Origin of the sequence: Streptosporangium sp. NPDC020072 (assembly GCF_040631445.1) — a bacterium.
GTDB lineage: Bacteria > Actinomycetota > Actinomycetes > Streptosporangiales > Streptosporangiaceae > Streptosporangium.
On record NZ_JBEYAB010000019.1, the window covers coordinates 1 to 24388 of the forward strand.

The 24388-nt window shown below is 70.4% G+C and carries 23 protein-coding genes; 10 read left to right on the plus strand and 13 right to left on the minus strand.

Annotated features, from left to right (window positions below):
• Positions 1–47: 47 nt before the first annotated feature.
• The 4 genes from ABZ470_RS35970 to ABZ470_RS35985 all read right to left on the minus strand — a co-directional run bounded on the left by ABZ470_RS35970 (position 48) and on the right by ABZ470_RS35985 (position 3588).
• Positions 48–545, minus strand: coding sequence for a radical SAM protein (locus ABZ470_RS35970; RefSeq protein WP_362917103.1), 498 nt, complete (start codon positions 543–545; stop codon positions 48–50).
• Between the two features lie 512 nt (positions 546–1057).
• Positions 1058–2269, minus strand: coding sequence for a M20/M25/M40 family metallo-hydrolase (locus ABZ470_RS35975; RefSeq protein WP_362917105.1), 1212 nt, complete (start codon positions 2267–2269; stop codon positions 1058–1060).
• A complete protein-coding gene (locus ABZ470_RS35980; protein WP_362917107.1) occupies positions 2266–3036 on the minus strand; it encodes a helix-turn-helix transcriptional regulator in 771 nt (256 codons plus the stop codon). The genes ABZ470_RS35975 and ABZ470_RS35980 overlap by 4 nt, the downstream gene beginning before the upstream one ends.
• A gap of 42 nt (positions 3037–3078) precedes the next feature.
• Complete coding sequence (locus ABZ470_RS35985; protein WP_362917109.1) at positions 3079–3588, minus strand: hypothetical protein; 510 nt, start codon at positions 3586–3588, stop codon at positions 3079–3081.
• A 182-nt stretch (positions 3589–3770) separates the two neighbouring features.
• On the opposite strand from ABZ470_RS35985, the gene ABZ470_RS35990 reads away from it, so the two are divergent.
• On the plus strand, positions 3771–4403 hold the full coding sequence (locus ABZ470_RS35990; RefSeq protein ID WP_362917111.1) for a hypothetical protein: 633 nt from the start codon (positions 3771–3773) through the stop codon (positions 4401–4403).
• A 133-nt stretch (positions 4404–4536) separates the two neighbouring features.
• Here the strand turns inward: ABZ470_RS35990 and ABZ470_RS35995 are convergent, their stop codons facing one another.
• Complete coding sequence (locus ABZ470_RS35995) at positions 4537–5958, minus strand: amidohydrolase family protein (protein ID WP_362917113.1); 1422 nt, start codon at positions 5956–5958, stop codon at positions 4537–4539.
• A gap of 120 nt (positions 5959–6078) precedes the next feature.
• Here ABZ470_RS35995 and ABZ470_RS36000 point away from each other — a divergent pair, with 120 nt between their 5' ends.
• Positions 6079–6537: a MarR family transcriptional regulator gene (locus ABZ470_RS36000; protein ID WP_362917115.1), complete on the plus strand. Its 459-nt coding sequence runs from the start codon at positions 6079–6081 to the stop codon at positions 6535–6537.
• Positions 6538–6699: 162 nt separating this feature from the next.
• Here ABZ470_RS36000 and ABZ470_RS36005 read toward each other — a convergent pair whose 3' ends face one another.
• The 3 genes from ABZ470_RS36005 to ABZ470_RS36015 are packed head-to-tail and all read right to left on the minus strand — an operon-like array spanning position 6700 to position 9328.
• Positions 6700–7596, minus strand: coding sequence for an alpha/beta hydrolase (locus ABZ470_RS36005; RefSeq protein WP_362917116.1), 897 nt, complete (start codon positions 7594–7596; stop codon positions 6700–6702).
• A 17-nt stretch (positions 7597–7613) separates the two neighbouring features.
• A complete protein-coding gene (locus ABZ470_RS36010) occupies positions 7614–8285 on the minus strand; it encodes a TetR/AcrR family transcriptional regulator (RefSeq protein ID WP_352013588.1) in 672 nt (223 codons plus the stop codon).
• A gap of 59 nt (positions 8286–8344) precedes the next feature.
• Positions 8345–9328 (minus strand): nitroreductase family protein, encoded by a 984-nt coding sequence (locus ABZ470_RS36015; RefSeq protein WP_362917118.1) that lies wholly within the window; start codon positions 9326–9328, stop codon positions 8345–8347.
• 256 nt (positions 9329–9584) lie between these two features.
• Between ABZ470_RS36015 and ABZ470_RS36020 the strand changes: the two genes are divergently transcribed.
• Together ABZ470_RS36020 and ABZ470_RS36025 are read left to right on the plus strand one after the other, a co-directional pair.
• Positions 9585–10643, plus strand: a complete 1059-nt coding sequence (locus ABZ470_RS36020; RefSeq protein ID WP_362917120.1) for a hypothetical protein — start codon at positions 9585–9587, stop codon at positions 10641–10643.
• A 52-nt stretch (positions 10644–10695) separates the two neighbouring features.
• A complete protein-coding gene (locus tag ABZ470_RS36025; protein ID WP_362917122.1) occupies positions 10696–11103 on the plus strand; it encodes a pyridoxamine 5'-phosphate oxidase family protein in 408 nt (135 codons plus the stop codon).
• A gap of 63 nt (positions 11104–11166) precedes the next feature.
• Here the strand turns inward: ABZ470_RS36025 and ABZ470_RS36030 are convergent, their stop codons facing one another.
• From ABZ470_RS36030 to ABZ470_RS36045, 4 genes are all read right to left on the minus strand, one after another.
• Positions 11167–12870: a GAF domain-containing sensor histidine kinase gene (locus tag ABZ470_RS36030; RefSeq protein WP_352013592.1), complete on the minus strand. Its 1704-nt coding sequence runs from the start codon at positions 12868–12870 to the stop codon at positions 11167–11169.
• A gap of 79 nt (positions 12871–12949) precedes the next feature.
• Positions 12950–13933, minus strand: a complete 984-nt coding sequence (locus ABZ470_RS36035; protein WP_362917125.1) for an RNA polymerase subunit sigma-70 — start codon at positions 13931–13933, stop codon at positions 12950–12952.
• A gap of 9 nt (positions 13934–13942) precedes the next feature.
• Positions 13943–14734 (minus strand): SDR family oxidoreductase, encoded by a 792-nt coding sequence (locus ABZ470_RS36040; RefSeq protein WP_362917127.1) that lies wholly within the window; start codon positions 14732–14734, stop codon positions 13943–13945.
• Between the two features lie 211 nt (positions 14735–14945).
• Positions 14946–17036 carry a glycosyl hydrolase family 18 protein gene (locus ABZ470_RS36045; protein ID WP_362917129.1) on the minus strand — a complete coding sequence of 697 codons (2091 nt, stop codon included), beginning with the start codon at positions 17034–17036 and terminating at the stop codon, positions 14946–14948.
• A gap of 624 nt (positions 17037–17660) precedes the next feature.
• Here ABZ470_RS36045 and ABZ470_RS36050 point away from each other — a divergent pair.
• The 6 genes from ABZ470_RS36050 (at position 17661) to ABZ470_RS36075 (ending at position 24095) form a co-directional block, all read left to right on the plus strand.
• A complete protein-coding gene (locus tag ABZ470_RS36050) occupies positions 17661–18080 on the plus strand; it encodes a hypothetical protein (RefSeq protein WP_362917131.1) in 420 nt (139 codons plus the stop codon).
• 587 nt (positions 18081–18667) lie between these two features.
• Complete coding sequence (locus ABZ470_RS36055) at positions 18668–19843, plus strand: SagB/ThcOx family dehydrogenase (RefSeq protein WP_362917133.1); 1176 nt, start codon at positions 18668–18670, stop codon at positions 19841–19843.
• Entirely contained in the window at positions 19840–21042 is a 1203-nt protein-coding gene (locus tag ABZ470_RS36060) for an MFS transporter (RefSeq protein ID WP_362917135.1), read from the plus strand. The genes ABZ470_RS36055 and ABZ470_RS36060 overlap by 4 nt, the downstream gene beginning before the upstream one ends.
• Positions 21039–22073: an ABC transporter substrate-binding protein gene (locus ABZ470_RS36065; protein WP_362917137.1), complete on the plus strand. Its 1035-nt coding sequence runs from the start codon at positions 21039–21041 to the stop codon at positions 22071–22073. The genes ABZ470_RS36060 and ABZ470_RS36065 overlap by 4 nt, the downstream gene beginning before the upstream one ends.
• Positions 22070–23299, plus strand: coding sequence for an iron ABC transporter permease (locus ABZ470_RS36070; RefSeq protein ID WP_362917139.1), 1230 nt, complete (start codon positions 22070–22072; stop codon positions 23297–23299). The genes ABZ470_RS36065 and ABZ470_RS36070 overlap by 4 nt, the downstream gene beginning before the upstream one ends.
• Before the next feature lie 7 nt (positions 23300–23306).
• Positions 23307–24095, plus strand: a complete 789-nt coding sequence (locus ABZ470_RS36075; RefSeq protein WP_362917141.1) for an ABC transporter ATP-binding protein — start codon at positions 23307–23309, stop codon at positions 24093–24095.
• Here ABZ470_RS36075 and ABZ470_RS36080 read toward each other — a convergent pair.
• Complete coding sequence (locus tag ABZ470_RS36080; protein ID WP_362917143.1) at positions 24055–24381, minus strand: CU044_2847 family protein; 327 nt, start codon at positions 24379–24381, stop codon at positions 24055–24057. The two genes, ABZ470_RS36075 and ABZ470_RS36080, sit on opposite strands and share 41 nt — an antisense overlap.
• Between the last annotated feature and the right edge of the window lie 7 nt (positions 24382–24388).

Genomic DNA, 24388 nt, shown 5'->3' on the forward strand with positions numbered 1-24388 from the left:
GCGGCGGGTCACAGCAGCGATCAGTAACGATCAAGCACATCAGGGGGTCAGAATTCAGGCGACGTCAGAGGGTCAAGATTCAGCCGTCGTTGACACGCCTTTCGGATATTGGCTGTGGTTCGTGCGTGGCTACCGGTTCGGGCGGTCATTCCGTCGTGTTCTTCCGGCCTGTCGCTGTAGTAGCTGGTAGCCAGGGACACACCGTCGAGGCCGAACAGTTCCCACCACCGCTCTTTGACGTGGAAGAGGTTGGTGTAGACCTCGACCTTCAGACCAGCACCGACCGCGTGTCGGAGGACCGGCTCAAAGGCCGGGCTGAGAGTCGGTTCTCCTCCGATGAGCTGGACGGCCTTCACACCGAGGGTTGTGGCTTCGTCGAGCACTCGAAGCCAGGCCGTTTCGCTCATGGTGCCGTGACCGGCGGTCGGCCCCGACATGGCGTAGCAGTGCAGACACGCGAGCTGGCATCGTCCGGTCAGCTCAAGCTGGAGCCGTGCTACCGCTGTTACCGAAGTGGGGCGTTCAGCGCTCCCCTGCAGTTCCATCAGGGCCGTCTCCCTCGACTGGATTACCGGCATTGAGCACTCACGGTAAAAATACCCTCGCGCTGAGCTACCAAGAGGGAACAATGCCGTCTCCCATGCCGAACCGGCGGTTCCCGTCTGACACGGCCCTCGGTTCCCGGGAAAGCACGTCCCGTTTTACCAGGTCAGCATGTTCTCTATGTGAGCCGGTAATGCGAATTTCCCGTGTTCGTGATCCTGGGCCGAGGAGCCACATCGTTCGGATCCCTTCGCCTCGGGACGTTCTCGATGACGACCCCGCCCCACGAGAGCGCGAAGGCGTACAGATGGTGCGGCGTTCGGTGCCGCTTTCTCGGGGGAATCCGACCGTCAGATCAGGGGGGCGAGACTTCATACTCGGTGGCCTTCCAGGTCAGGGATGGTGTTGTGCTTGAACCATCACCTGACGGGAGCCGCCCGGCCAGCGCACCGGCTGGTGCGCCGTTGTCGACGCGTTGTTCACGCGCTGTCGACGACAGCGATCTTCTCGCAGGTCAGCGAGGGGCGAGCAGGGTCAGCAGGGCGTGGTGGTAGGCCGCCTGGATCGTTGGAATCGACGCAATGCGGATCCGCTCGTCGGTGCCGTGCAACCCCACGTAGTCGACGCCGAACCCGGCCGTGGCCTCGATGCCGAGCCCGGCCAGGTAGTTGCCGATGTTCGACGGCCCGGCGATCTTCGCGGTAGTCGGCAGCCCGGCCGCGTCGGCGGCGTCCAGCAGAGCGGCTTTCAGCGCCGAACCGTCGCCCAGCCGGTAGGCGGGCCACCGGGTGGTGATCTCCACATGGGTCGGCTGAGTGCCGGGCCACGCGGCGTCAACGGCGGCGACGCAGCCACGCAGCAGGTTCTCGGAGGCTTGGTCGTCCAGGGCGGGGGTGAGGCGGACGTCGACGTTGAGGGTGCACAGGTCCGGGACGGTTGAGTACCCCTCACCGCCGGTGATGGCGGTCACGGTGAGCCTGGCCGGCAGCGGGAAGTCGTCGCCGGCGGTTTCCGGTAGTTCGGCGTCGCCCAGGGCTCCGATGAGCGCGGCGGCCTTGGCGATGGCGTTGGGTGTGGGCTTGCTGCCGCCGGAGTGGCCGGCCACGCCGTACACGTGCAGCCGGGCGCGCAGCACGCCCCGCCCGCCGATCACCACATGGTCCGAGCCCGGGTAACCGATCATCACGCCGTCGACACGGTCAGGGGCGCCGGGCCCCTCGAAGTAGGCTTTCGCGCCGCCGAACCGACCGGTGTGCTCATCGACGTCCAGTAACAGGACGGCGCTGCCGTACAACTCCTCTCGGATCGCCTGGAGGCGAGTGAGGATGTGCGCGAAGATCGCCGCTCCGGACTTGGAGTCGGAGGCGCCGCGTCCATGTAGCCACCCGTCGACGAGTTCCCCGGACGTCGGTGGGTGGGACCAGGCGGCCTCATCCCCGTAGGGAGCGGTGTCGAGGCAGGCGTCAAGGACGTAGCGGGGGCCGGCGTGAGCGCCGGTGACCTCGCACACCAGCGCGACCGTCGCCCCGCCCTCCTCGACCAGCCGCCGTGTCTGCAGGCCGTACTCGCCCAGCCAGGCCGCCATGTGGTCGAGCACCGGGCCGTAGGGATCGACGCCACCACGGCTGGGGATACGCACCAGTTCGCGGGTGAGCCGCACCACGGCGTCATGGTCGTCGCGGGCCGCCGCCAATGTGCCAACGATGCTCGTCTGATCGGCGGTCATACCTGTCCCCTTCGCACGACGTTGAGGCCGCTGATCTGCTGCACCGTTTCGATGCGACGGGCCGCCGCATACGCCTGCCGCCCGTGGTCCAGCAGCCGTGACGCCGGTACCGGCCCGACGGTGATGCCGAAGTCGAACGCCTCGTGTGAGGTAAGCGAGGGGATGGGGATCACGGCGTGACGTTCACTGGCGCAGAAGAACCGCTCGGGTGCCAACGCGTCCTCCATGATGCCCAGGTGCAGCGTTTTGACCCCCACACTACGGTCGTTGGGGTCGCGGAGCTTCAACAGCCGCAACAGGTGATCTTTGAGGACCTGGTGGTGCGGCGGGCCGAACAGCACCCGGTAGTAGATCAGCGTCGGCCGTTGCTTCAGCGCCGTCTCGATCGCCTGCAGATACTGCACGTCCCGGGACCTGGACCCCATCACGACCAGGCATTCGCAGGCTTCGCTGACCACGCGAACCATCGCCCGCTGCAGGTCGGGAAACCCGACCAGTAAATGCGGCGCAGCACGCTGGCTGAGGCCCTCGTCCTGATGGGCGAACAGCACATCTGCCGGTAACCCGTAGATGTCGCACAGCGTTTTGCGGTGGCCAATGCTGGTCGTGTGCCGACCAAGCTCCCATCCGCTGACCATGCTCGGCGTCACCCCCGAGTGTCCGCCGGGGGCACAGAGATCCATCTGCTCGACGACGTCTTCCAGCGTCCAGTTCCGAGCCTGGCGGGCCCGACGTAGTGGCGTCGACTCTCGTTCCGTACGGGCCATGGGCCCTCCTCCCGGCGGCGAGCGGGATGGCGTCCGAGCTGCTCACGGATGGTGCACGGTCATTTCCCTGATCGGCTCCTCCGCAAGGAGCTTCTCGCAGATCCGCAGCATGTCCAGGTTTCCTGGGTCGCGGAGCCGCAGGTAGCCCTGCGGCGGGTGCCATGAACCGAACCGGTCGCGTAAATCGTCGGCTGACAGACCCTCGTACTCGCGCACGCGCAGAATCGGGATCGCGTACGCCTGCTCCAGATCTTGGACGTACTCCAGTACCGATGCGCCGTTGCCTACCCGGGTCTGCTCGGCGATCCCGGCGATCCGCTCCGGGGTGCCCACCACCGCGGGACCCAGGTCGATGACGGCGCGCAGCCGGGAGACCGGCGCGTTCAGATAGACCCACCACTGCGTGGACTGACCGGCGAGGAACCGGCGGCGGAACTCATGCCGCTTCAGACCCTGCCAGATGAGGTCGTAGTACTCGGCGTACAGCGTCATCAGAATCGGTTCCGCTGTGTCGCCGCCGTCGAACAGGCTCTCCTGCGCCCCAACCTCCATTGACCTCCTGCCACGAGCGTCGAGCCAATGGTGCCGTCCAGCTGATCCCGGACAGGAAGTTTTGACGAACCTGGCGCATGAGGGCCGTCCCACCCGTGAGCCTCAGAGAGGCCGAGAAGGTGTCGCGGTGAGCGGCGCGTTTGGTGGGCCCGTGGTTACGTTGAGGTGTCTACGCTGGCGTGATGACCGAGCACACCGACCCCGTTGGCGGGGTGGACACGGCTTTGGACCTGGACGCCATCCTGACCGTCGGGTGGGCGGTTCCCGAATCGTTCCCGCCGCAGGAGTTCCAGCGGGCTGAGGCGTTCTGGTGGGCGCGCCGCGCCGAGGACGAGCGTCTGTTGAAGGTTCGTACGACTGCGGCCCAGCTGGTGAAGGGGTGGACCGGTCGCCCTTCGCGTGATGTCGGGTCGTTCGGCATCCAGCTCAATCTGGAAAGCAGTGACCTGGACCTGGGGATCGGCTATCCGGTCCAGGACCGGCAGGGCCTGATCAAAGCGCTTGTCTCGCATACGGCGTTCGAGGGCGAGCACAACACCCGGTTCACCAACACCCGGTTGGTGTTCTCCTTCGAGGTCGACGGCGTTGAGATCGACCTGTCGGTGCTGACGGAAGAGGGCTTCGACGTCGCGTGCCGGATGCTCGACGAGATCGACGCCGGGATGAGCCGACAGGAGCGGATCGCACACACGTGGGTCAAACACCTGCTGCGCGCCAACGGCCGTAGCGAGCAGTACGCGGCATGGAAGCTGGCCACCTATGCCCGCTTCTGCCCGGAGTTCGACTGGGTGCCGATCCCGGAACCGTCGCGATAGAAGGCCGTGGCCGGGCCGTTCCAGGGCGGCCCGGCCGAAGAGGGCGTGTCAGGTGCCGCACGGGTCGGCGGCGTTGATCAGCTTCCAGGTGCGCCCAAAGCCGCACAGGTTCGCCCCACGAACCACCCCAGGTCTAGGCGAACAGGTCTCGCCGTACGCCTGCTGCTGTGAAGAGGTGATCGCGGGAGGCCTCAAGGTCGTGTCGCAGGCGGTCGAGGTCGACGTCGAGTAGTCGGCCCCGCCATTTGCGGATCTTTCCGGCGACGAGCACGGTCTCGACGTTGCTCCGGTCCATCAGCGAGACGACCGCCCCCGGCACGTTGTTGAGCGGGGCGACGTTGAGCGCGGTGGCGTCGAGGATGACGATGTCGGCCTGTTTGCCGGGGGTGAGCGTGCCGGTCCTGTCGTCGAGTCCCAGGTCCCTGGCGCCGTTGACGGTCGCGTATCTCAGCACGTCCCGGACGGTGAGCAGTTCGGGGGTGCCCGGTGACACGGGTCCGCCCTGGTCGAGGACCATCTGGTTGACGACCATGCGCTGCATCGTCATCGCGGAGCGCATCAGCGTGAACGGGTCCGCGGCCATCGTCGTCTCGACGTCCGAGCTCAGCGAGGGCTCCATGCCCAGTTCCCGCATCGTGAGGATCGGCGGGGTGCCGTGCCGCATGACCATCTCGATGGGGAAGGCCAGCGAGACCCGTGCGCCCGCGTCCCGGATTCGCTTCCAGGTCTCGTCGGACATGCCGGTCATGTGGATGAAGAGGTTGTCCGGACCCACCCGGACCCCGTCCTCACCCCTCGCGATCCTCTCCAGGTCCTGCCGCATCGTCCCCCACGAGCCGACCGCGTGGGCGGCGATCCGTACGCCCAGTTCGCGGGCGATCGCCCAGGACCGGCGGTGCGCCTGCCCGCCGAGGTAGATCTCGCCGCCCATGACCATGGTCACCAGCTGATCGTCCGTGGGGAACCACCGTTCCCTGACGCGGTAGGCGTCCTCCGGATACCGGGACCCGGTACGGCCTGCGCCCTCGAAGAGGCCGAACGCGGCACGCCGCCCGGTGTCGACCAACGCCTGGACCGTCGCGTCGGTGTGCTCCGGGGAGTGGTGGATCTGCGACACGTCGAGCACCGTGGTGACCCCCGCGTCGAGTTGCGAGAGTCCCGCGAACAGCACGTTGACGTACACGTCCTGCGGCCGGTAGGCCGGGGCGAACCTTCCGAGGATGTGCTCGCCGTAGTTGGGCTGGGCGCTCGGCGAGCCCGATCCGTCGTCGGTGAGCAGGCCGTTGGGCAGGAAGGCGCGCTCGGCCGTCTCGAACTGGTGGTGGTGCGTGTCGACGAACCCCGGCATGACGACACGTCCCCGGGCGTCGATCACGTTCGCGTCCTGGGCGTCGAGGCCGGGGCCGACCGCGACGATCCTGCCGCCCTCGACCAGGACGTCGGCGTCCTCGAAGTCGCCGACGGCCGGGTCCATCGACATCACCGCCCCGCCCCTGATGACCAGGCGACCACCATCGGGGGGCGCGGGCTCGTTCTCGTTCCACTCGCTGGACATGGGGGTCTCCTTCGCGAGGCACCAGCCACAGGGGAAGAGCACGACATATCGAGTTGATGTGTCTACTCGCCACGGTACGCCCATGAGTGGACATGTCAACTCATGGGTTAAAGTGCCCCCATGGCACAGCTGGGACTGACCGAACGCGAACTCCGCGCCTGGCGGACGTCCTTCCTGATGGTCGAGCTGCTGAGGACACGCGTCGAGCAGCAGCTGCAGGCCGACGGCGGCCTGTCCAACGCCGACTACACCGTGCTCGTCCTGCTGGCCGAGGCGCCGGAGCGGCGGATGCGCGCCTACGAACTCGGCCGGGTCGCGGGCTGGGAGAAGAGCCGCATGCACCACCAGCTCACCAGGATGGAACGGCGGGGCCTGGTCACCAGGGAGCCGTGCGGTTCCCGTGGCGTGTACGCCGTACTCACCACGGAGGGCCTCGCCGCGCTCAGGAAGGCCGCGCCTGGCCACGCCCGGGAGGTCCGGCGCCTGTTCGTCGACCCCCTCACCCCCGAGGAGCTCGAACGGTTCGCCGACGTCGCCGCCAAGATCCTCGACAACCTCCAGGCCGACGCCCAGCCGTAGGAGGCCGGGACGTCGTCGACGCAGCGTACGGGGTCACCGCGCGGAACGCGGCAGTGGGAGCCGTCGTCCGTGACGACCCGTTCGACCCGGGCGGCGCCGTGAACGGTGGCGGTCGGTGAACTCGACCACCGTGACCTCGACGGGCGGCGCCGTGGAGCGCCGTCAGCGGGAGACGGTCTGCCGGGTGAGGAGTCGTCGCACGAAGGCCGTGACGCGGGCGGGAGCCTCCTCGGCCATGAAGTGGCCCGCGTCGATCGGTTCGTAGGTGAAGTCGGGTGCCCAGGCACCCCAGATCTCGGTGGGATCGAACCCGAGCAGGCTTCCCCAGTCCTGGGAGATCGCCGCGACCGGCATCGTGAGCCGCCGCCCGTCGGCCCGGTCCGCCCGGTCCATCTCAAGGTCGACGCTCGCGGTCGCGCGGTAGTCGGCGACGATGGACGGCACCGCCTTCGACGAGGCCGCGATGTAGTGCTCCCGGAGCCGGGGCGAGAAGGTGGTTCCCGTGGGGTCCCAGGCGTCGAGGAACGACGCGAAGAACTCCCCGGCCACGGCGCCGATCATCTTCTCGGGCAGCCCCGGGGGCTGCGCCATGAGGTAGAGGTGCCAGGCGACCTTGGCGTCGACGCCGTGCAGGACGTCCCAGGTGTCCATGGTCGGGAGCACGTCGAGGATGCCCACGTGGGTGATCGTTTCGGGGTGGTCGAGGCCCGCGCGGACGGCGACGAGCGCGCCGCGGTCGTGTCCGACGACCGCGAACCTGTCGTGCCCGAGCCGCGCGGCGACCGTGACGACGTCGTCGGCCATGGTGCGCTTGGAGTAGGTGTCGGGCGAAAGGGCGTCGGGCTTGTCGCTGTCGCCGTAGCCGCGGAGATCCGGTGCGATGACGGTGTGGTCGCGGCTGAGCTCCTGGGCGACGGCGCTCCACATGAGGTGCGTCTGCGGGAACCCGTGCAGGAGGACGACGGGCGAGCCCTGGCCCGCGTGGGCGACGTTGAGTTCGGTTCCGCCCGCTCCTGCGACGCGGTCGTAGGTGAAGCCGGGGATGGTGAGGTCGGTCATGGCGGTGGGTCCTTCGGTCACTGGTGGGGATCGGGGGCGGCCGGGGTGGGGCGGCCGGAGAAGATGCCGTGCTGGTCGGCGCTGACGCCGCTTCGCAGCGCCGGGATGAGGACGGAGTCGACGAGCGCCTCGCGGTAGCGCCGATCGGTGCTGAGGCCGTTGAGCTTGCGGATGACGAGCACGGCCGCCGCGACCTCTTCGTAGGCGAACGGGTCGGCGGACGCCGGAAGCTCGCCCCGGTCGATCGCGGCCCGCAGGACGGCGTCGGGAATCCGGGCGCCGGTGGGGCCCGCGGACTCCTCGATGTGCCGGCAGAGTTCGGGGTCCCCGAGGCCCGCCTGCATGATGGCGAGACTGACCGGAGATCCGGCCTCCACGGTCGCCTCCAGCCGCTCAAGGAGAGCGAGCAGGTCACCGCGGAGTGAGCCCGTGTCGATCGGGTCGGGTTTGTTGCCCGCGGCCGGGCCTGCCTTGATGGCCGCGACCACCATCTCCTGCTTCGTCGCCCAGCGGCGGTACAGGGTCCGCTTCGAGGCCTGGGCCCGGCGGGCCACCTCCTCGAACGTCACCCCGTCGATGCCGGTCTCGCTCAGGAGCGAGAGGACGACGGCGAGGATCTCGCTCTCCCTGGCCGCGTCGCGTGGACGACCGGGAGGCTTCGCGCTGGGCGCACTATTAGGATACGGCACGAGTCGTATCCTAATAGGCAACCGCGCGCTGATCCAAAACCGGGAACCGTCACGGACGCCTAGCCGTCCTCGCGCACCTCGCCGACCGGCCTTCTGACGCCCACTCCCTCGTCCGGGGTGAACCCGAGACGCATGATCATCTGTGGGTGTTCGCCGGACAGCAGTTCCTGCCGGGCGAACTCCCGCAGGTGGGCCATCTCCAGGGCCTGGGTGTGGAAGGCCGCCCGGACGTCGTGCGCGGCGGCGTGCAGCAGGACGCGCTGGAGCGCCTGCCCGGCCGCGATCCAGTCCTCCCTGGAGTCGGCCAGGGTGGTCAGCGCCGCCACCAGCCCGGTCGAGGTCGCGGTGAACCGGTCGGACTCCTCACCCCACGGACGGCCGTGGGCGTAGTCGCGCTGGGGGAAGGCGGGCTCGGTCGTCACCGGCTCCCGGGGGTAGGCCTCGGCGGGGACCCCGTCCACGTGCCCGCTCTCCGGCGGCCTTCCCCAGCGGATGACGTCGAGGGTGAACAGCGTGGCCTGGGACTGCACCTCCTGGGCCGCCTCGGTGAGCGCGGCCAGCACCCGCACCGCGGCCGTCGAGCGGATCGGCGTCAGGCGGGCCCCCTCCATCGCGGCCTGCTGGACCAGTTCGTCGACCAGCCGCTCCGGAACCGGCCGGTCGTCGAACCCGGCCCGGTGGGTGCGCCGCCGTTCGACCTGGCCGTACAGCATCACGGTGTGCTCGTCCGGCTCGACGTGCTCGCCGAGCCGTACGGTGGCCAGCAGGGCGGGGCGGTCGGGGTCGGGGAGCACCCGCACCGGCGCCTCGTGGCCCAGCGCGCGCAGCGCCAGGCGCATGTTCGCCAGGGCGGCGCCGCAGCTGATCAGCATCTCCCTGCCCGTGACGTCGCCGGCCCGCAGCCTCCTGTCACTGTCGGCCCGCAGGGCGATCTCCTCGCCGTCGACGGCGAACGACCAGGGTTGGGTGTTGTGCACGGACGGCGCCCACACCGCCGCCTGGAGCGCCGTGTCGATCGTCTTCGTGACGTCCTCGGCCCGCATGGCTTCCCCTCCCTCTCCCCATGACGATCCCCCGGCGACCGGTGCGACGTCAGCGCCGAAAGTCCCCGATTCGGAGGACCTATGGCCACCCGCCGTCGGCGTGACCTGGAGTCGGCCGAAAGACTCCGGCATCAGGGACTTCCGACCCTCGTCAAGCGGCCTTTCCCGTAGTGAAATGCGGGCAGCCGCGGCATCGTGCCGCCTCGGCCCCGCCCGTACGGCGACCTGGCGGGACCACGACCCGACAGGAGGAAACGTGGACCCCTGGCTCCTCACATACGACGGTTTCGACCCCGCCCACGAGGGGCTGCGGGAGATGTTCACGACGCTCGGCAACGGCTACTTCTCCACCCGGGGCGCCGTGCCCGAGGCGCGGGCGGACGACGTCCACCACCCGGGCACCTACGTCACCGGCTGCCACGCCCGGCCCGCCGGACGGCCCGCCGAGGACGAGGACCTGGTCAACGTGCCCAACTGGCTGCCCCTCACCTTCAGGGCCGAGGGCGGCGACTGGCTCGTCCCCGGTGGGGCCGAGCTGCTGACCTGCACGCACACCCTCGACATGGGCCAGGGAACGCTTTCGCGGCTGGTGCGGGTCCGTGACGACGCGGGCCGGATCACCAGGATGGAACAGCGGCGCCTGGTCTCCATGGCCGACCGGCACCTGGCCGCCCTGACCGCGACGATCGTCCCGGAGAACTGGGAGGGCATGCTCCAGGTCCGCTCCGCGCTCGACGGACGTGTCACCGGCTCCCCGGCAGCCGGGAACGGGTGGGAGGAGCTGACGCCGATCTGCGCACACGCCGCCCACGGGGTGATCGAGTTGCTGACGCGCATCGCGGCCTCGGGCGTCGAGGTCGCGCTCGCCGCCAGGACGACGCTGGCCGGGGGACGGGCCGAGCGGGTCGTCGAGGAGGGCGTCGGCAGGGGCGTCGAGGAGGGCTGGGTGCACGACGACCGCGCCGTGTGGGTGCGGGCGGGCGAGGAGGTGACCGTGGAGAAGGTCGTTGCCCTCTACACCTCGGCGGACCGGGCCGCCACGGAGAGCGAGGCGTCGGCCAGGTCGGCCGTGGTGCGTGCGGGCTGCTTCGCGACGCTGTTGAGACGGCACGCGACCGCCTGGGAACGGCTGTGGGTGAACAGGCACCTGTACGCCGAGGACCCCCGGGCCCAGCAGGTCCTCAACCTGTACGTCTTCCAGCGCGCGCAGGCCGTCTCCCCACGGCCGCGCAGGGCCACCGTGGAGATCGACTTCGCCGAGGGGTGGGGACTGACCCGGACCCGCGTGTTCGCCGAGGCTGACCGCCGTGGATGATGGGACTTTCGCCTCTGCCCCGGTAACCGGTCATCAGACGAAGCTGGCAGGCATGAACGTCGACTCGGCCGGACTGGACGTGCTCTCCCGCCAGGAGTGCCTGGACCTGATCTCCTCGGCCATCATCGGACGGATCGTCTTCACCGATCGCGCCCTGCCGGCGGTGCAGCCGGTCACCTTCTATCTCGACGGTGAGGACATCGTCATCCGGACCGGCACCGGCTCCAAGCTGGCCGCCGCCACCAGGCACACCGTGGTCGCCTTCGAGGTGGACGAGTTCGACGTTCACACCCGCACCGGCTGGTCGGTCACCGCCGTCGGCCGCGCGCACGCCGTGTCCGATCCCGGGCAGATCGACCGGCTCTCGCGGCTGCCGCTGACCACCTGGGCCCCCGGGGAGCGCAACCACTTCATCGTGGTCCGCGCCGAGCAGGTCTCCGGCCGCCGCCTCAGACGCTGACACCACGTTCCGACACCCTCCGGGAGGCGCCGACGCCGTCCCGGTCTTTCGCGTTCCCCGCTCTCACCCCAGGGGGACGCTCCATTCGAGGTGGGTGCCGCCCTCGGGGGGCGAGACGATGGCGAAGGAGCCGCCGAGCTGTTCGGCGCGTTCGGCCAGGTTGCGCAGCCCGCTGCGCCTGCCGTCCTGGGGCATCCCGGTGCCGTTGTCGGTCACCGTCAGGATGAGCCACTCACCGCGCGCCTCCACGCTCACCCCGGCCTTGGTCGCCCTGGCGTGCCGTACGACGTTGGACAGCGCCTCCCGCAGTACGGCCAGCAGGTGTTCGGCGACCGCGGCGGGGACCTCGTGTTCGAGCCGCCCCTCCATCTGCAGCCCCGGCATGAAGCCCAGGTGGCCCCGTGCCCCCTCGACCAGCTCGACGATCTTCCCGCGCAGCCCGGCCTCGGCGTCGCCCTGGGGCGTCTGCAGGGCGAAGATCGTCGAACGGATCTGCCTGATGGTCGCGTCCAGCTCGTCGATCGCGTTCTGCAGCCGGGAGGAGGCCTCGGGCCGTTCGACCAGCCGTACGGTGCTCATCAACGTCATGGCCACCGCGAACAGCCGCTGGATCACCACGTCGTGCAGGTCGCGGGCGATCCGGTCACGGTCTTCGAGGAGGCCGAGCCGTTCGGCGTCCATCCTGCTCTCGGCCAGTTCGAGCGCGATGGCCGCCTGCCCGACGAAGGCGTGCAGGGTGAGCAGTTCGGCCTGGTTGAACGGCATGCGGCCCGGGTGCTTGCCCAGGGACAGCACGCCCCGCACCGCCCCCTCCGCGCCGATGGGCACCGCGGCGATCGGGCCGAGCGACATGTGCTCGGCGACCGCGGCCGGGGTGGCCGCCTCGGCGGGGGCGGTGACCATGAGCGGCTGCCCGCTGGTCAGGGACTGCCCCTCGAAGGAGGCGCCGACCGGGACCCGCTCCCACGTGCCGGGGACCTCCTCCTCGGGGCCGTCGGCGATGATCACCTTCAGGTGGTCGCCCGACCCGTCGGGCAGCAGGACCGCGGCCACGTCGGCGCCCGCCATCTGCCTGGCCCGCCGCGCGATCAGGGTCAGCACCCGCTGCGGGTCGGCCCCGGACAGCAGGCTGGTCGTCACCTCGGAGGAGGCCTGCAGCCACACCTCCCGCCTGCGGCTCTCCTCGTAGAGCCGGGCGTTCTCGATGGCCACACCGGCGGCGGTGGCCAGCGCGACCACGATCGCCTCGTCCTCCTCGTCGAAGGCCCCGCCGCCGCGCTTCTCGGTGAGGTAGAGGTTGCCGAAGACCTCCTCGCGGACCCGGATCGGCACCCCGAGGAAGGAGCCCATCGGCGGATGTCCCGGCGGGAAGCCGTAGGACTCGGGGTGGTCGGAGATGTGGGCCAGACGCAGCGGTTTCGGCTCCTTGATGAGCAGGCCGAGCAGGCCGAGGCCGTGCGGCCAGTGCTCGATGCGGGCGATCTCCTCCTCGGACAGGCCGACCGGGATGAACTGCACCAGGGTGTTCTGCTCGCCGATCGCGCCGAGCGCGCCGTAGGAGGCCTCGACCAGATGGGTCGCGGTCTCCACGATCCGGCGCAGCACGGTCTCCAGGTCCAGGTCGCTGCCCACGGAGACGACGGCGTCCAGCAGGGCGTGCACCCGGTCCCGGGTGGCCAGCACCGCCTCAAGGCGGCTCTGCAGCTCCGTGAGCAACTCGTCCAGTCTCAGGTGCGGCAGCAGGCCACCGGGCTCGATCCTCCCCATACAGCGAAGTCTCGCACCCGAAGATCCCGCCCTGAAGATGGGGGAGTGTCCTTGGCACAAAAAGCGACGAATCGGGCTTTCAGCGAGGCATGGTCAGCACGGGCGGCAGGCCGAACGCGGGGAAGAGGCGGGTGTCGAAGGTGGTGATCTCCGCCACGGCGCCGTCCTCGATCCGCAGGACGTCGATCTTGAAAGCCTTGAACTCCGTCTCCCCTGGCGCCCTGAGGTAACTGGCCGCGGCCGGCATCCGGTTCGCGGCGACCGGCAGCAGCCGCCACTCTCCGGGGTCCGTCAGCCCCCGCCGGAGCAGCGGCGCGATCATGGCCAGTCCGTCGTAGCACATGGGCAGCGGCGGCATCGTGATCCGGATGTCCTCGCGCATCAGGGCGAGCGCGGCATCGGCGTCGGCCCGCTCGTGCGCCTCGATGAGGCGCCTGAGCAGCTCCCGTTCCGTCTCGCTCGGCGGCCGGGGGGCCGGCCGTACCGGGTGGTGCTCCCTGACCGTGGCGCGGGCCCGCTGCAGCGCGCTGTTGGCGGAGGCGACCGTCGTGTCCAGGGCCGCCGCGGTCTCGGCCGCCGACCATTCGAGCACGTCACGCAGGATGAGGACCGCCCGCTGCTTCGGCGGCAGGAGCTGGATCACCGCGAGGAAGGCCAGCTCGATCGTCTCCCTGGTCACCAGGACGGCGTCGGGCTCGGTCTCGCCCGGCGCCACCTGGTCGAGCAACCGGTCGGGGTACGGCTGCAGCCACGGCAGGTCCGCGAAGGACGTGGCCGAGCGCGCCCCGCGCCGGGAGTGGTCGATGCACGCGTTCGTGGCGATCTTGTAGAGCCAGGCCCGGAAGAGCGCGTTTCCCTGGAAACCGTCCCTTCCGCGCCAGGCCCTCAGAAACGTCTCCTGGACGACGTCCTCGGCCTCGTCGAAGGAGCCGAGCATCCGGTAGCAGTGCACGTGCAACTCCCGGCGGTGCCGCTCGACGACGGTGGCGAACGCCGTCTCGTCCCCCGCGAGGGCGGCCGTGACGAGCGTGTCCTCGCCGGTTTCCTGGTGACCTGTCCGCACGGTACGAACCTAACCAGCGACCAGGCCGCAGGAGACGTTGACGGTCGTGCCGGTGATCCCGGCGGCCCTGTCCGAGGCCAGGAAGGCCAGGGTCTCGGTGACCTGGGCCAGCCTGGGCATGCGCCCGAGCATGGTCATCCCGGCCATCGCCCTCTCGAACGCCTCGGGGTCGAAGTCGGTCATCCCGCCGTTCACCTCGACGACCTTCTCGCGCGTCAGGGTCTCGATGACCCCTGCCGTGTGCAGGCCGACGACCCGCACCCCGCTCGGTCCGGCCTCGGCGGCCAGGTAGCGCAGGAACGTCTCGACCGCCGCGTCCGCCGGGCCCGTGCTGCCCATCATCGGGGCCGTTCCCCGGGAGGAGCCGCTGGTGATCGTCATGACGACCCCGCCGCCCCTGGTGGCCATGTGGCGGGCGGCGACCCTGGCGGTGAGGAAGTTCGTCAGCAGGCCGTTCACGACGGCCGTGGTGAGGTCCTTGGCCGACATGTCGACCAGCGGGACGCCCTGCACGTCCCCGCGGGTGATCAGGTTGAGGGACACGTCCACCCCACCGGCCCGGGAGACGACGGACCGGAAGTGTTCCTCGACCGAGTGCTCGTCGAGCGCGTCGACCTGGTCGACCTCGGCGAGGCCGCCCGCCTCGGTGATGTCCGCCGCGACCGCGTCGAGCGACGCGCGGGTGCGTCCGGCGAGGAAGACCCTGGCGCCCTCCCTGGCGAAGGTTCTTGCCGCGCCGCCGCCGATGCCGCCGCCCGCGCCGTAGATGATGACGTTCTTGTCCCGCAGAATCTGTGTCATGCCCCTGTAACGGGGGCTCGGGCGCGAACTCATCGGTGCGACGAAACTTTTTCTCCGGATTTTTCGGGAGATGTCCCAGGGACCTCCCGAGGGCTCCCGGCTCCCGAGTCCCGGCTCTCGGCTCTCGGTTCTCGGCTCTCGGAAACGACGAGGGCCGTCGCACCGGATCCGGTGCGACGGCCCCTGTGGGCTGTCAGGCCTCAGACGAGCGTCAGGAGATGCTGAAGTCGTCGGCGTAGACGTTGCCCTGGCCGTACCAGCCGTGGACGGAGATCTTCACCGTGCCGGAGGAACCGGTGGTGAAGGGCACCGAGACCTGGCTCCAGCCGCCGGAGGAGGCCCAGGCACTGCCGGTCGCGCCGCCGGAGACGTTGAGGAAGGCGTAGTTGCCCTGGACCCAGCCCTTCAGCGTGTAGCTGTGGTTGGGGGTCAGCGTCACCGTCTGGGAGCACTCACCGGTCTGGCTGTTCGTCGCCGCGACCTGCAGGGCGTGGGTGCCGCCGTGGGCCGGGGAGCTGACCACGGTGCCGCCCGACTGGCAGTTCCAGGGGCTGAGCGAGCCCGACTCGAAGTCACCGTTGGCCACCGTGCCACCGGGGTTGGCGCCACCGACCGTGAGGGTGTAGGTGGCGGTGTGGGTCGCCGAGGCGCCCGTTCCCGTGACGGTGACCGTGTAGGTGCCCGGGGTCACCGAGGCGGTGGTGGCCAGCTTCAGCGAGGAGGAGCCGCCCGCGGTGACCGAGGCGGGGGTGAAGGTCGCGGTCGCACCGGCGGGAAGCCCGGTCGCGGCGAGGTTGACCGTCTGCGCCGAACCACTGGTGACGGCGGTGTTGACCGTCGTCGTCGTCGCGTCCCCGGCGATCACCGTGCCGGTGGCAGGGGAGAGCGAGATCGAGTAGTCGTCGTTCGACGTGCCCTTCACCGTGAGGTTGTAGGTCGCGGTGTGGTTGCCGGAGGCCGCCGTGCCGGTGACGGTGATCGGGTAGACGCCCGGGGTCACCGACGAGGTGGTGGCGAGCTTCAGCGAGGAGGAACCGCCCGCGGTGACCGAGGCAGGGGTGAAGGTCGCGGTCACACCGGCGGGGGCCCCGCCGGCCGTGAGGTTGACCGTCTGCGCCGCGCCGCTGGTGACGGCGGTGTTGACCGTCGTCGTCGCCGTCTCACCCGGGTTGACCGAGCCGGAGGCGGGGGAGACCGCGACCGAGAAGTCGTCGGACGGGTTCTGACTGCCGCTGGTGAACGGGGCGAAGGCCTGGCTGAAGTACCAGGTGCTCTGCTCGATGCCGGAGCACTCGTTGGCGCCGGCGGTCCCGGGGCAGCCGCCGTTGTCACGCTGGAGCGCCCAGAACGACAGGTAGGCGAGGTTCTTGCTGATCGCCCAGTTCAGCACGGGGGCGGCGTCTTCGACCCTGAACGTCTCGGCGGGACCGAAGTCGTCGATGCCGATCATCTCGATGACGCCGATCATTCTCCACAGCTGGTCCGACGTCTTGTTCGGGTACAGCTGCGCCAGCTGGTCGTGCAGACCCTGGGCCGCGGTCTTCGTGTCGTTGGCCATGTTGTGGCTGGCGTTGTCGTAGTAGTCGAACGTCATGATGTTGACGACGTCGATCCTGGCGTTGTTCGCCACCGCGTTGCGCAGCACGGCCAGACCGCTGTCGGCCAGGCCACTGGTCGTGGTGGGCAGGGTGTAGGCGAACTCGATCTTCTTGCCGTTGGCGGCGGCCCAGTCCTCGACCTGCTTGATCGCCTTGTTGCGGCGGTCGATTCCGGCGCTGTTGGTCAGCGAGTTGTCCTCGATGTCGAGGTCGATCCGGGTGACGCCGTAGGTGTTGATGACGCTCTTGAAGGACTCGGCGATCGAGTTGACGTTGGTGCAGCTGTCGGCGATCTCGGTGCCGGTGTTGTCGGCCGTGTAGCCGCCGAACGACGGGATGACGTCTCCGCCCGCGGCCCTGATCTTGTTGATCGAGGCGCCGAAGGTGGAGGTCGAGATCGGCATGCTGGTGTCGCCGTTCCAGTAGGCCGTGCACGACCCCTTGGTCGCGGCCTGGATGAACGCCATGGTCAGGTGCTTGGCACCGGACTGCTGGGAGAGCGTCGCCGGGTCCTCACCGGTCCACGCCTCGAAGTAGGGGGCGAAGACCCGCTCGGGCAGGCCTGCGGCTGCGGCCTTGACGGGGGCGGTGGCCTTGTCCGGAGTGGCGCTCGCGGTCGTGGTGCCCATGGCGGTGACGCCGAGCACCGTGACGGCGGTGGTGACAGCCGCCAGGGCAGCACGAAGCGATGTTCTTAGGTGCATTGCAGACTCCCGTAACAGAAGTCAGGCGGGACCCAGTGGGCCCCGGGATGGGGGGGTGGCGCATCCGGCAGGCCGATGCCGTGTCTGATGCGTGGTTCAACGCAGAGTTGGGAGAACGGGTTGCGGATCCGCGTGTGACCTAATGGTTGGATCAGCCCGTATCTTTTGTCAAGTTTCTTAACAATTCCCGCCGGTAAGTTTCTTAACAATTTCCCGGCAGCCACTCTGACCTGGCCTTATACCGCTCGCTTGGAGTCGGAGACCCGCGTTATCAGCGGGGGGTGAACAAGCGTGTACACCCGGGGATGTCGCCCCCGCCGACGGTCACGGAGCGTGACCGTCGGCGGTGTGCCACATGGCCCCCTCGCCCGGTGTCGGCGTCCGGTGCGGCCGGGGGTGTTTCCGGGTCGGGGAAAATGCGGGAAAGGGTGCCGGAAGAACAATCTGGTCAGTCCTGATTCCGGTTTCCTGACACCTTTGCCGGACGTGGCGGACGGCCATCCGGTAGGGAACCCGTACGGATTATCCGGAAAAGCGTAGGAGATGCGTAGACAAAGGGTGAAAAATGGTGGTTCAGAAGTTTGATGAAGAAAGTAGGGATCTCCAGCGGAAAAGGCGGTTGCGATGGTCCGCTCAGAACCGATCGGCTTCTCGCTCGCCGGTGGCCTGTTCGCCACCGTCACCGCGACGGCGGTCGCGTCGTTGCTCTTCACCCCGGGGCAGGTCCGCGGGCGACTGCTGGTCATGGCGATCGCCGTCGGCGGTCAGGCCCTGCGCACGCCCCGCTGGCCCGCCGCCCTGGCCACCGCCGTCCTGGCGTGGCTGCTCGCCACCGGGTTCCTGGTCAACACCGAGGCCGAACTCACCCTCGACGACCATGACCTGCTGCGACTTTTCCTGCTGCTGCTCATCGCGGCCCTGGCCGCAGGCGTCAGAACCGTGGCCGACCGCCTGAGCCTCCCCTCCGCCGGGGCCGCCGGTGCCCCCGGGACCGCCGGTGCTCCCGGGGCCGCGAAGACCGTGGAGTCCATGGGGGACGCCTGACCCCCATGGGTCCCCTGGGCCACCCCGGGACGCTCAGGTTCGGTCGCCGGTGTGGCCACCTTCGGAGCGGGCCCCGGTGGTACCGGGCGGCCGGGGGACAGCGACGCCCCGGCCGCCCGGTGGTCATGGCGCCGTCCGGAAACACAGGCCGGGCGGCGTGTTTTCCACACGGCCCGCGAATACGATCTCCTTGACTGGATCTTGACATTCGAATGTCATCGTCACGAGGTGAGAAACAGCCATTTATCGCGGATTTTCTGCCAGGCCGGTGGGTGTCCGGCGATCGACGGGAACCATCGGGGCCCGGCGGCCGACTACTCGGATGTCCACCGTCCAGATCCACTGTCCAGAACCGGAGACAGGCCACACGCCTCCTCCGGGGAGAAAGGAGGATCGTCCATGGTCAAGAAGACGCTCGACATCGTGGCCCGCAGGAAGAAGACCCGCAGCCGCCTGCTGAACAACCACGGCTGACAGGACTGAGCCAGTCATGGACGGTCGCCGCCGGGCTCTCCCGGCGGCGACCGGTCGGAGACGGCGACCGGTCGGAGGCAGGAGAAGCAGCAGGTGAGCGAGAGGGAGCGTGCGTGACGCAGACCGAGTTCCGGCGGGCGCGAACATTGATGATCTACTGGCACGACGGCGAGCTGACGGCCGAGAACTACCTGGAGAGCCGCTCGACCGACGAGGAGGCCGAAAACGCGGTCGCCGTGAACGCCCAAGCGGTCGAACTGCTCGAACACTTCACCGACTGGACGACCGTCGAGAAGGTCGCCTCCGACCTGGGCGAGTTCGACCAGGGCTCGGTGCGCGAGGCGGTCCTGGCCCTGGCCGAGGCCGGGCTGCTGGTCGAGAGGGGAGCCGAGGAGCGCGAGGAACGCTTCCTCGACGCCTGGCGTGACTGGGGGGAGGAGGCCCGCTTCTTCCACTTCGGCACCCGGAACACGATCTACACCGGCGACAGCCTGGAGCAACGCCGCGCCGACGCCGGTTGGGTACGGCGCACCGGCGGTCCCCCACCGGCCGTCTTCAAGTCCTATCCGGACGCGCCACGGGTCTACCTGCCCAGGGCGTTCCTGCCGCTGGCGGAGCCGTACGGGCAGGTGCTGACCCGGCGGCGGACACACCGCGTGTTCACCGGGGAGCCGGTGAGCCTGGCGCAGCTGTCCACGGCGCTGTTCTACACCTTCGCTCCGATGCAGCTCTACGACGCCGGTGACCTGGGCACGCTGATCCTGCGGACCAGTCCGTGCGGGGGTGCCAGGCACGAGCTTGAGGGCTACGTCGCGGTTCTCGACGTCCAGGACGTGCCGCCGGGGCTGTACCACTACAACGCCGAGGCGCACGCGCTCGAACTCGTCGACCCCGACTTCGACCGGGCACGGCTGCACCGGGTGACCTACGAGTCGGAGATGTGCACGCCGTCGGCGTTCGTCTGCTTCGTCACCGTGGTCTTCGAACGGACGATGTACAAGTACCGGCACTCGCGGGCACTGCGGGTGACGCTGCTGTCCGCCGGGCACCTGGGTCAGACCTTCGTGCTGACCTCGACCGCCGTCGGACTCGGCGCCTGGCAGAGCGCCGCCTTCCGGGACGAGGAGCTCGACGAGGCACTCGGCGTCGACGGCTTCTCCGAGGGGGTGCTGTACATGTTCGGCGCCGGGAACCCCGTCCTCGGCGAGACCGGGATGCCCGAGGGCATCGCCCGTGCCGGGCTCACCGACCCCAACCGGCTCGTCAAGCGCCACCCGGCCGCCGGGTGAGCGCTCCGGCCACGGCGTACGTGCGGCTGTGGCGGCAGCGGTGGGTGCCGTCACTGCTGCTGGTCGGCGTGTGCGCCCGGGTGCCGTTGCAGGCCTACGTCTTCGCGGTGCTGCTGCTGGCGGCCGAGCGGACCGGCTCCTACCCGGCGGCGGGCGTGGTGACGGCGGCCGGCGGCGTCGCCTACGCCGCCGGGGTCCCGGTGCACGGCAGGCTCGTGGACCGCTTCGGGCAGACCAGGCCGCTGACCGCCGCGGCCTGCGTCAACGCGGTCGCCTTCACCGGCCTGCTGGTGACGGCGCACCTGGGCCCGGCCACCGGGGCCCTGGCCGGGTGGGCGGCGGCGGTCGGCCTCTCGCTGCCGCCGGTGGCCGCCGCGGCGCGGGCGCTGTGGTCGCACGTGATCGACGACGACGCGGTACGGCGCACCGCGCTCGCGGTTGACGCCATGGTGCTCGACGTCGCGCTGGTCGCCGGGCCGCTGCTGGTCACCGTGGTCAGCGCGGCCTTCGGGCCCGCCTGGGCCGTCGGCGGCTGCGCGGCCGTACTGCTCGGCGGCACGGTGTGGTTCAGCACGCTGCCGCCCTCACGTTCCTGGACCCCGGCCCGCAGGGGGGCGAGCCTGGCCGGGCCGCTGCGCTCGCCGGGCGTCGTCGTACTGCTCACGGTCTCGGTGCTCACCGGGGCCCTGCTGGGGGTGCTCAGGCTCGGGTTCGTCGAGTTCGCCGGTGAACGCTCCGACGGTCCGGCCTCCGGCGGCCTGGCGCTGGCCGCGTTCGGCGTGGGCAGCCTCATCGGCGGCCTGCTGTACGGCTCACGGTCGTGGCGCGCCGACGCCGCCGTGCGGATGCGGGTGATCCTCGCCGGGTACGGCTGCGGCGTCGGGCTGCTCACCCTCGCGCCGAACGTCCCCACGCTGGTCGCGCTCTGCGTGCCCGCCGGGCTCCTGCTGGCCCCCATGGTCATCTGCAACTTCGAGCTCATCGGCCGGTGCGCCCCTGAGGGGACGCTGACCGAGGCCTTCGCCTGGGGGATCACGGCCACCTTCACCGGGTCGGCGCTGGGCAACCTCGTCGCGGGCGCGCTCGCGGGCACCCCGTCGGCCGTGGTGTTCGCCGCCGCCGCGGGCTTCGCCGTACTGGCCGCCGTCGTCGCGACCGCCGGGGCCGCGGCCCTCCAACCGTCCGGGAAAGGCTCATGATGCGTGTGCTGACACGCTGGTCCCTGGTCGCCGTTCTCCTGGCCCCCGGCTGCGCGGCGGCCCCCGGGGGTGGGGTGGCCGTGTCCTCGACCCCGATAACCGTCACCGGCTGCGGTGGCCCCGCGACGGACGTCGGGGCCCCGCCGGAACGGGTGGTCGTGCTCACCCCGAGCGTGCTGGAACTGATGCTCTGGCTCGGTCTCGGTGACCGGGTCACGGCCATCGGGCAGCGGCCCCGCCCCGGCAGTCTGCCGGAACGCTTCTCCGCGCAGGTCGCCGCCCTGCGGTCACTGTCCGGCAAGTACACCGCGGGCGGCGGCTACCGCCCGGTGCCGAGGGAGGAGGTACTCGCCGCGGAACCCGACCTGGTCCTCGGCGGGTTCGCCAGCAACTTCGACGCCCCCGGGGCCATGTCCCGCGCGGAGCTGGCGGCCGACGGCATCCCGTCCTACCTGGCCCTGTCCACCGCGTGCAAGACGGCGGTGACCGCCCCGCTGACCGGCTTCGACCTGGTGTGGCGGGACCTCGCGAACCTCGGCCGGATCTTCCGGGTGCCCGAACGGGCCGAACGGGTCATCGCGGAGATGCGGCGGAAGATCGCCCCGGTCGAGGCGGAGGTGAGGGACGCGGAACGGCTGAGCGTGTTCCCGTTCGAGTACGACGAGGGGACCGCGACGCCGTACGCACCGGGCAACAGGCAGGCGGTCAACGCGGTCATCGAGACCGCCGGGGGCCACAACGTCTTCGGTGACCGGGACGAGGCCTACACCAAGGTCGGCTGGGAGGAGGTGGTGGCCCGGGATCCACGGGTCATCCTGGTCATCGTCTACGACCGGGGAAGCCCCGCCGCGAACGAGGCCCGCTTCGCCGAGGCCGAACGCTTCCTGACCACCAGCCCGGCGCTGCGCGGGGTACGGGCGGTGACCGAGAGGCGTTTCGCCCGGCTGGTCTACGAGACGGCCTCGGTCGGCGGGGTGCGCAACGCCGACGCCGTGGTCGAACTCGCCGGGCAACTGCGCCGGGCCCGATGAGCGGCCCCCCGCGACCCGCCGGACCTCCCGGCGAACACCCCACCGAACGTCCCGCGGAACACCCGGGCGAACGCCCCGCCGGACACCCCAACGAGCACCCGGGCGAACGCCCCAACGATCGTCTCGGCGAGCGTCCGGGCAAGGGTTCCGCCGAACACCCCGGTAAGCGGTCCGCCGTCCTGCCCCGCCCTCCGCGGCGCCGTGTCGTCCTGGGGGCCTGTGCCGTGCTGGGCGGGCTGCTCGTCGTGGGGCTGGCCGCCTCCGTCATGCTCGGCAGCGTCGCCGTACCCGCCGACACGGTGGCCCGCGTCCTCATGCGGCACCTGACCGGCCAGGGCGAGCCCACGTGGAGCGTCAGCCAGGACACCGTGGTGTGGAACCTGCGCCTGCCGAGGGCGTTGCTGGCCGCGCTGGTCGGCGCGGGCCTGGCCGTGTCCGGCGCCGCGACCCAGGCGTTGGTGCGCAACCCGCTGGCCGACCCGTACGTGCTCGGCCTCACCTACGGCGCGGCCGTCGGGGCGGTCGCGGTCACCGTCACCGGGGTCGCGCCGCTCGGCGGGGCCTCGGCCGGGGTGGCCGCCTTCCTCGGGGCGCTGGGCGCCTTCGCCGTCGTCTACGCCCTGGCCCGTACCGGCGGTGCCCTCGCTCCGCTACGGCTCGTCCTGTCCGGGATGGCCGTCACCTACGCGCTGTCCGGGGTGACCAGCTTCCTCGTGTTGCGGGCCGACGACCCGGGCACCACCCATTCGGTGCTGTTCTGGCTGTTCGGCAGCCTGGCCGAGGCGAACTGGGCCTCGCTCGGGCTGCCCGCCGTCGTCCTGGCCGCGACGATGGCCGCCCTGCTCGCCCAGGCCAGGCCGCTCAACGCGCTGCTGCTCGGCGACGAGACCGCCGCCGGTCTCGGCGTCCCCGCCGCCCGGCTGCGCCGGCACCTGTTCCTGCTCGTCGCCCTGCTCACCGGGGTGATGGTCGCGCTGGCCGGGGGTGTCGGCTTCATCGGCCTGATCGTCCCGCACGCCGCCCGGCTGCTCGTCGGCAGCGACCACCGCAGGCTGCTGCCCGTCGCGGCCCTCGCCGGGGCGGCCTTCCTGGTGCTGGTGGACATCGCCGCCCGTACGGCCCTGCACCCGCAGGAGCTGCCGGTCGGGGTCGTCACCAGCGTCATCGGCGCCCCGCTGTTCCTCTGGCTCGTGCACACCCGGGCCCGCGAGACCACAGGACTGTGAGACCACGATGACGAGCCTGCACCTGCGCGACGTGCGCGTCACCATCGGCACGACCCCGGTCGTCACCGGTGTCAGCCTCACCGCGCCCTCCGGCGGGCGCGTCGGGATCGTCGGGCCGAACGGCAGCGGCAAGAGCACCCTGCTGCGGGCCGTCTACCGGCACCTTCCCCTGGCCGGGGGGAGCATCACCGTCGGGGACGAGGACCTGTGGGCGCTCACCCCGCGCCGGGCCGCCCAGCTGGTCGCCGCGCTGCCCCAGGAGACCCGTTCGGACTTCGACGTCACGGTCTGGGAGATGGCCGCGATGGGCCGGACCCCCCACAAACGACCCTTCGCCGCCGACACCGACCGGGACGTCGCCGCCGTCGCCGACGCCCTCACCCACACCGGGGTCGCCCACCTCGCGGGCCGCCGCTACGCCACGCTGTCGGGGGGTGAGCGGCAACGGGTGCTCCTGGCCCGTGCCCTGGCCCAGCAGACGCCCGTCCTGGTGCTCGACGAGCCGACCAACCACCTCGACGTGCGCCACCAGTTCGACCTGCTCGACCTGGTCACCTCCGCCAAGACCACCGTCGTGGCGGCCCTGCACGACCTCAACCTGGCCGCCGCCTACTGCGACCACGTCTACGTCCTGGCCGAGGGACGCGTGGTCGCGGACGGCCCGCCGTACGAGGTGCTCACCCCGCGGCTCATCAGGGAGGTCTTCGGCGTGGACGCGCACGTCACCTCGGTCCCCGGATCCGGCGCGCCGCACCTCATCCTGCGTCCCGCGGAGGGGGGCCCGACGACCAGGTGAGCTTGACGGTGAGCTGACCCTCGGTCGAGGTCTTGGCGATCAGCGCCCCGGCCTCGGCGTTGAGCTTGACGCCGAACTCGATCTCGATCTGGTCCGGCCTGAGCCTGCCCGACCTGAAGGACTCAAGGGCGTCCGCCGCGGCGACCTCGACCTCGGCCAGCACCTCCCCGAAGCGGCGGGCCACGTCCGTCAGCCCCTTCCTTGAGACCCGCCGTACCCCCTCCTCGTCGGCCGTCTCCACCACGATGTGGCCACCGGTGGTCTCGAACCTGATCAACTCGGACACAGAATCT

Coding starts and splice junctions, on each gene's coding strand:
- ABZ470_RS35970 (WP_362917103.1), bottom strand. CDS start 545: ATGGAACTGCAGGGGAGCGCTGAACGCCCCACTTCGGTAACAGCGGTA.
- ABZ470_RS35975 (WP_362917105.1), bottom strand. CDS start 2,269: ATGACCGCCGATCAGACGAGCATCGTTGGCACATTGGCGGCGGCCCGC.
- ABZ470_RS35980 (WP_362917107.1), bottom strand. CDS start 3,036: ATGGCCCGTACGGAACGAGAGTCGACGCCACTACGTCGGGCCCGCCAG.
- ABZ470_RS35985 (WP_362917109.1), bottom strand. CDS start 3,588: ATGGAGGTTGGGGCGCAGGAGAGCCTGTTCGACGGCGGCGACACAGCG.
- ABZ470_RS35990 (WP_362917111.1), top strand. CDS start 3,771: ATGACCGAGCACACCGACCCCGTTGGCGGGGTGGACACGGCTTTGGAC.
- ABZ470_RS35995 (WP_362917113.1), bottom strand. CDS start 5,958: ATGTCCAGCGAGTGGAACGAGAACGAGCCCGCGCCCCCCGATGGTGGT.
- ABZ470_RS36000 (WP_362917115.1), top strand. CDS start 6,079: ATGGCACAGCTGGGACTGACCGAACGCGAACTCCGCGCCTGGCGGACG.
- ABZ470_RS36005 (WP_362917116.1), bottom strand. CDS start 7,596: ATGACCGACCTCACCATCCCCGGCTTCACCTACGACCGCGTCGCAGGA.
- ABZ470_RS36015 (WP_362917118.1), bottom strand. CDS start 9,328: ATGCGGGCCGAGGACGTCACGAAGACGATCGACACGGCGCTCCAGGCG.
- ABZ470_RS36025 (WP_362917122.1), top strand. CDS start 10,696: ATGAACGTCGACTCGGCCGGACTGGACGTGCTCTCCCGCCAGGAGTGC.
- ABZ470_RS36030 (WP_352013592.1), bottom strand. CDS start 12,870: ATGGGGAGGATCGAGCCCGGTGGCCTGCTGCCGCACCTGAGACTGGAC.
- ABZ470_RS36040 (WP_362917127.1), bottom strand. CDS start 14,734: ATGACACAGATTCTGCGGGACAAGAACGTCATCATCTACGGCGCGGGC.
- ABZ470_RS36045 (WP_362917129.1), bottom strand. CDS start 17,036: ATGCACCTAAGAACATCGCTTCGTGCTGCCCTGGCGGCTGTCACCACC.
- ABZ470_RS36050 (WP_362917131.1), top strand. CDS start 17,661: ATGGTCCGCTCAGAACCGATCGGCTTCTCGCTCGCCGGTGGCCTGTTC.
- ABZ470_RS36065 (WP_362917137.1), top strand. CDS start 21,039: ATGATGCGTGTGCTGACACGCTGGTCCCTGGTCGCCGTTCTCCTGGCC.
- ABZ470_RS36070 (WP_362917139.1), top strand. CDS start 22,070: ATGAGCGGCCCCCCGCGACCCGCCGGACCTCCCGGCGAACACCCCACC.
- ABZ470_RS36075 (WP_362917141.1), top strand. CDS start 23,307: ATGACGAGCCTGCACCTGCGCGACGTGCGCGTCACCATCGGCACGACC.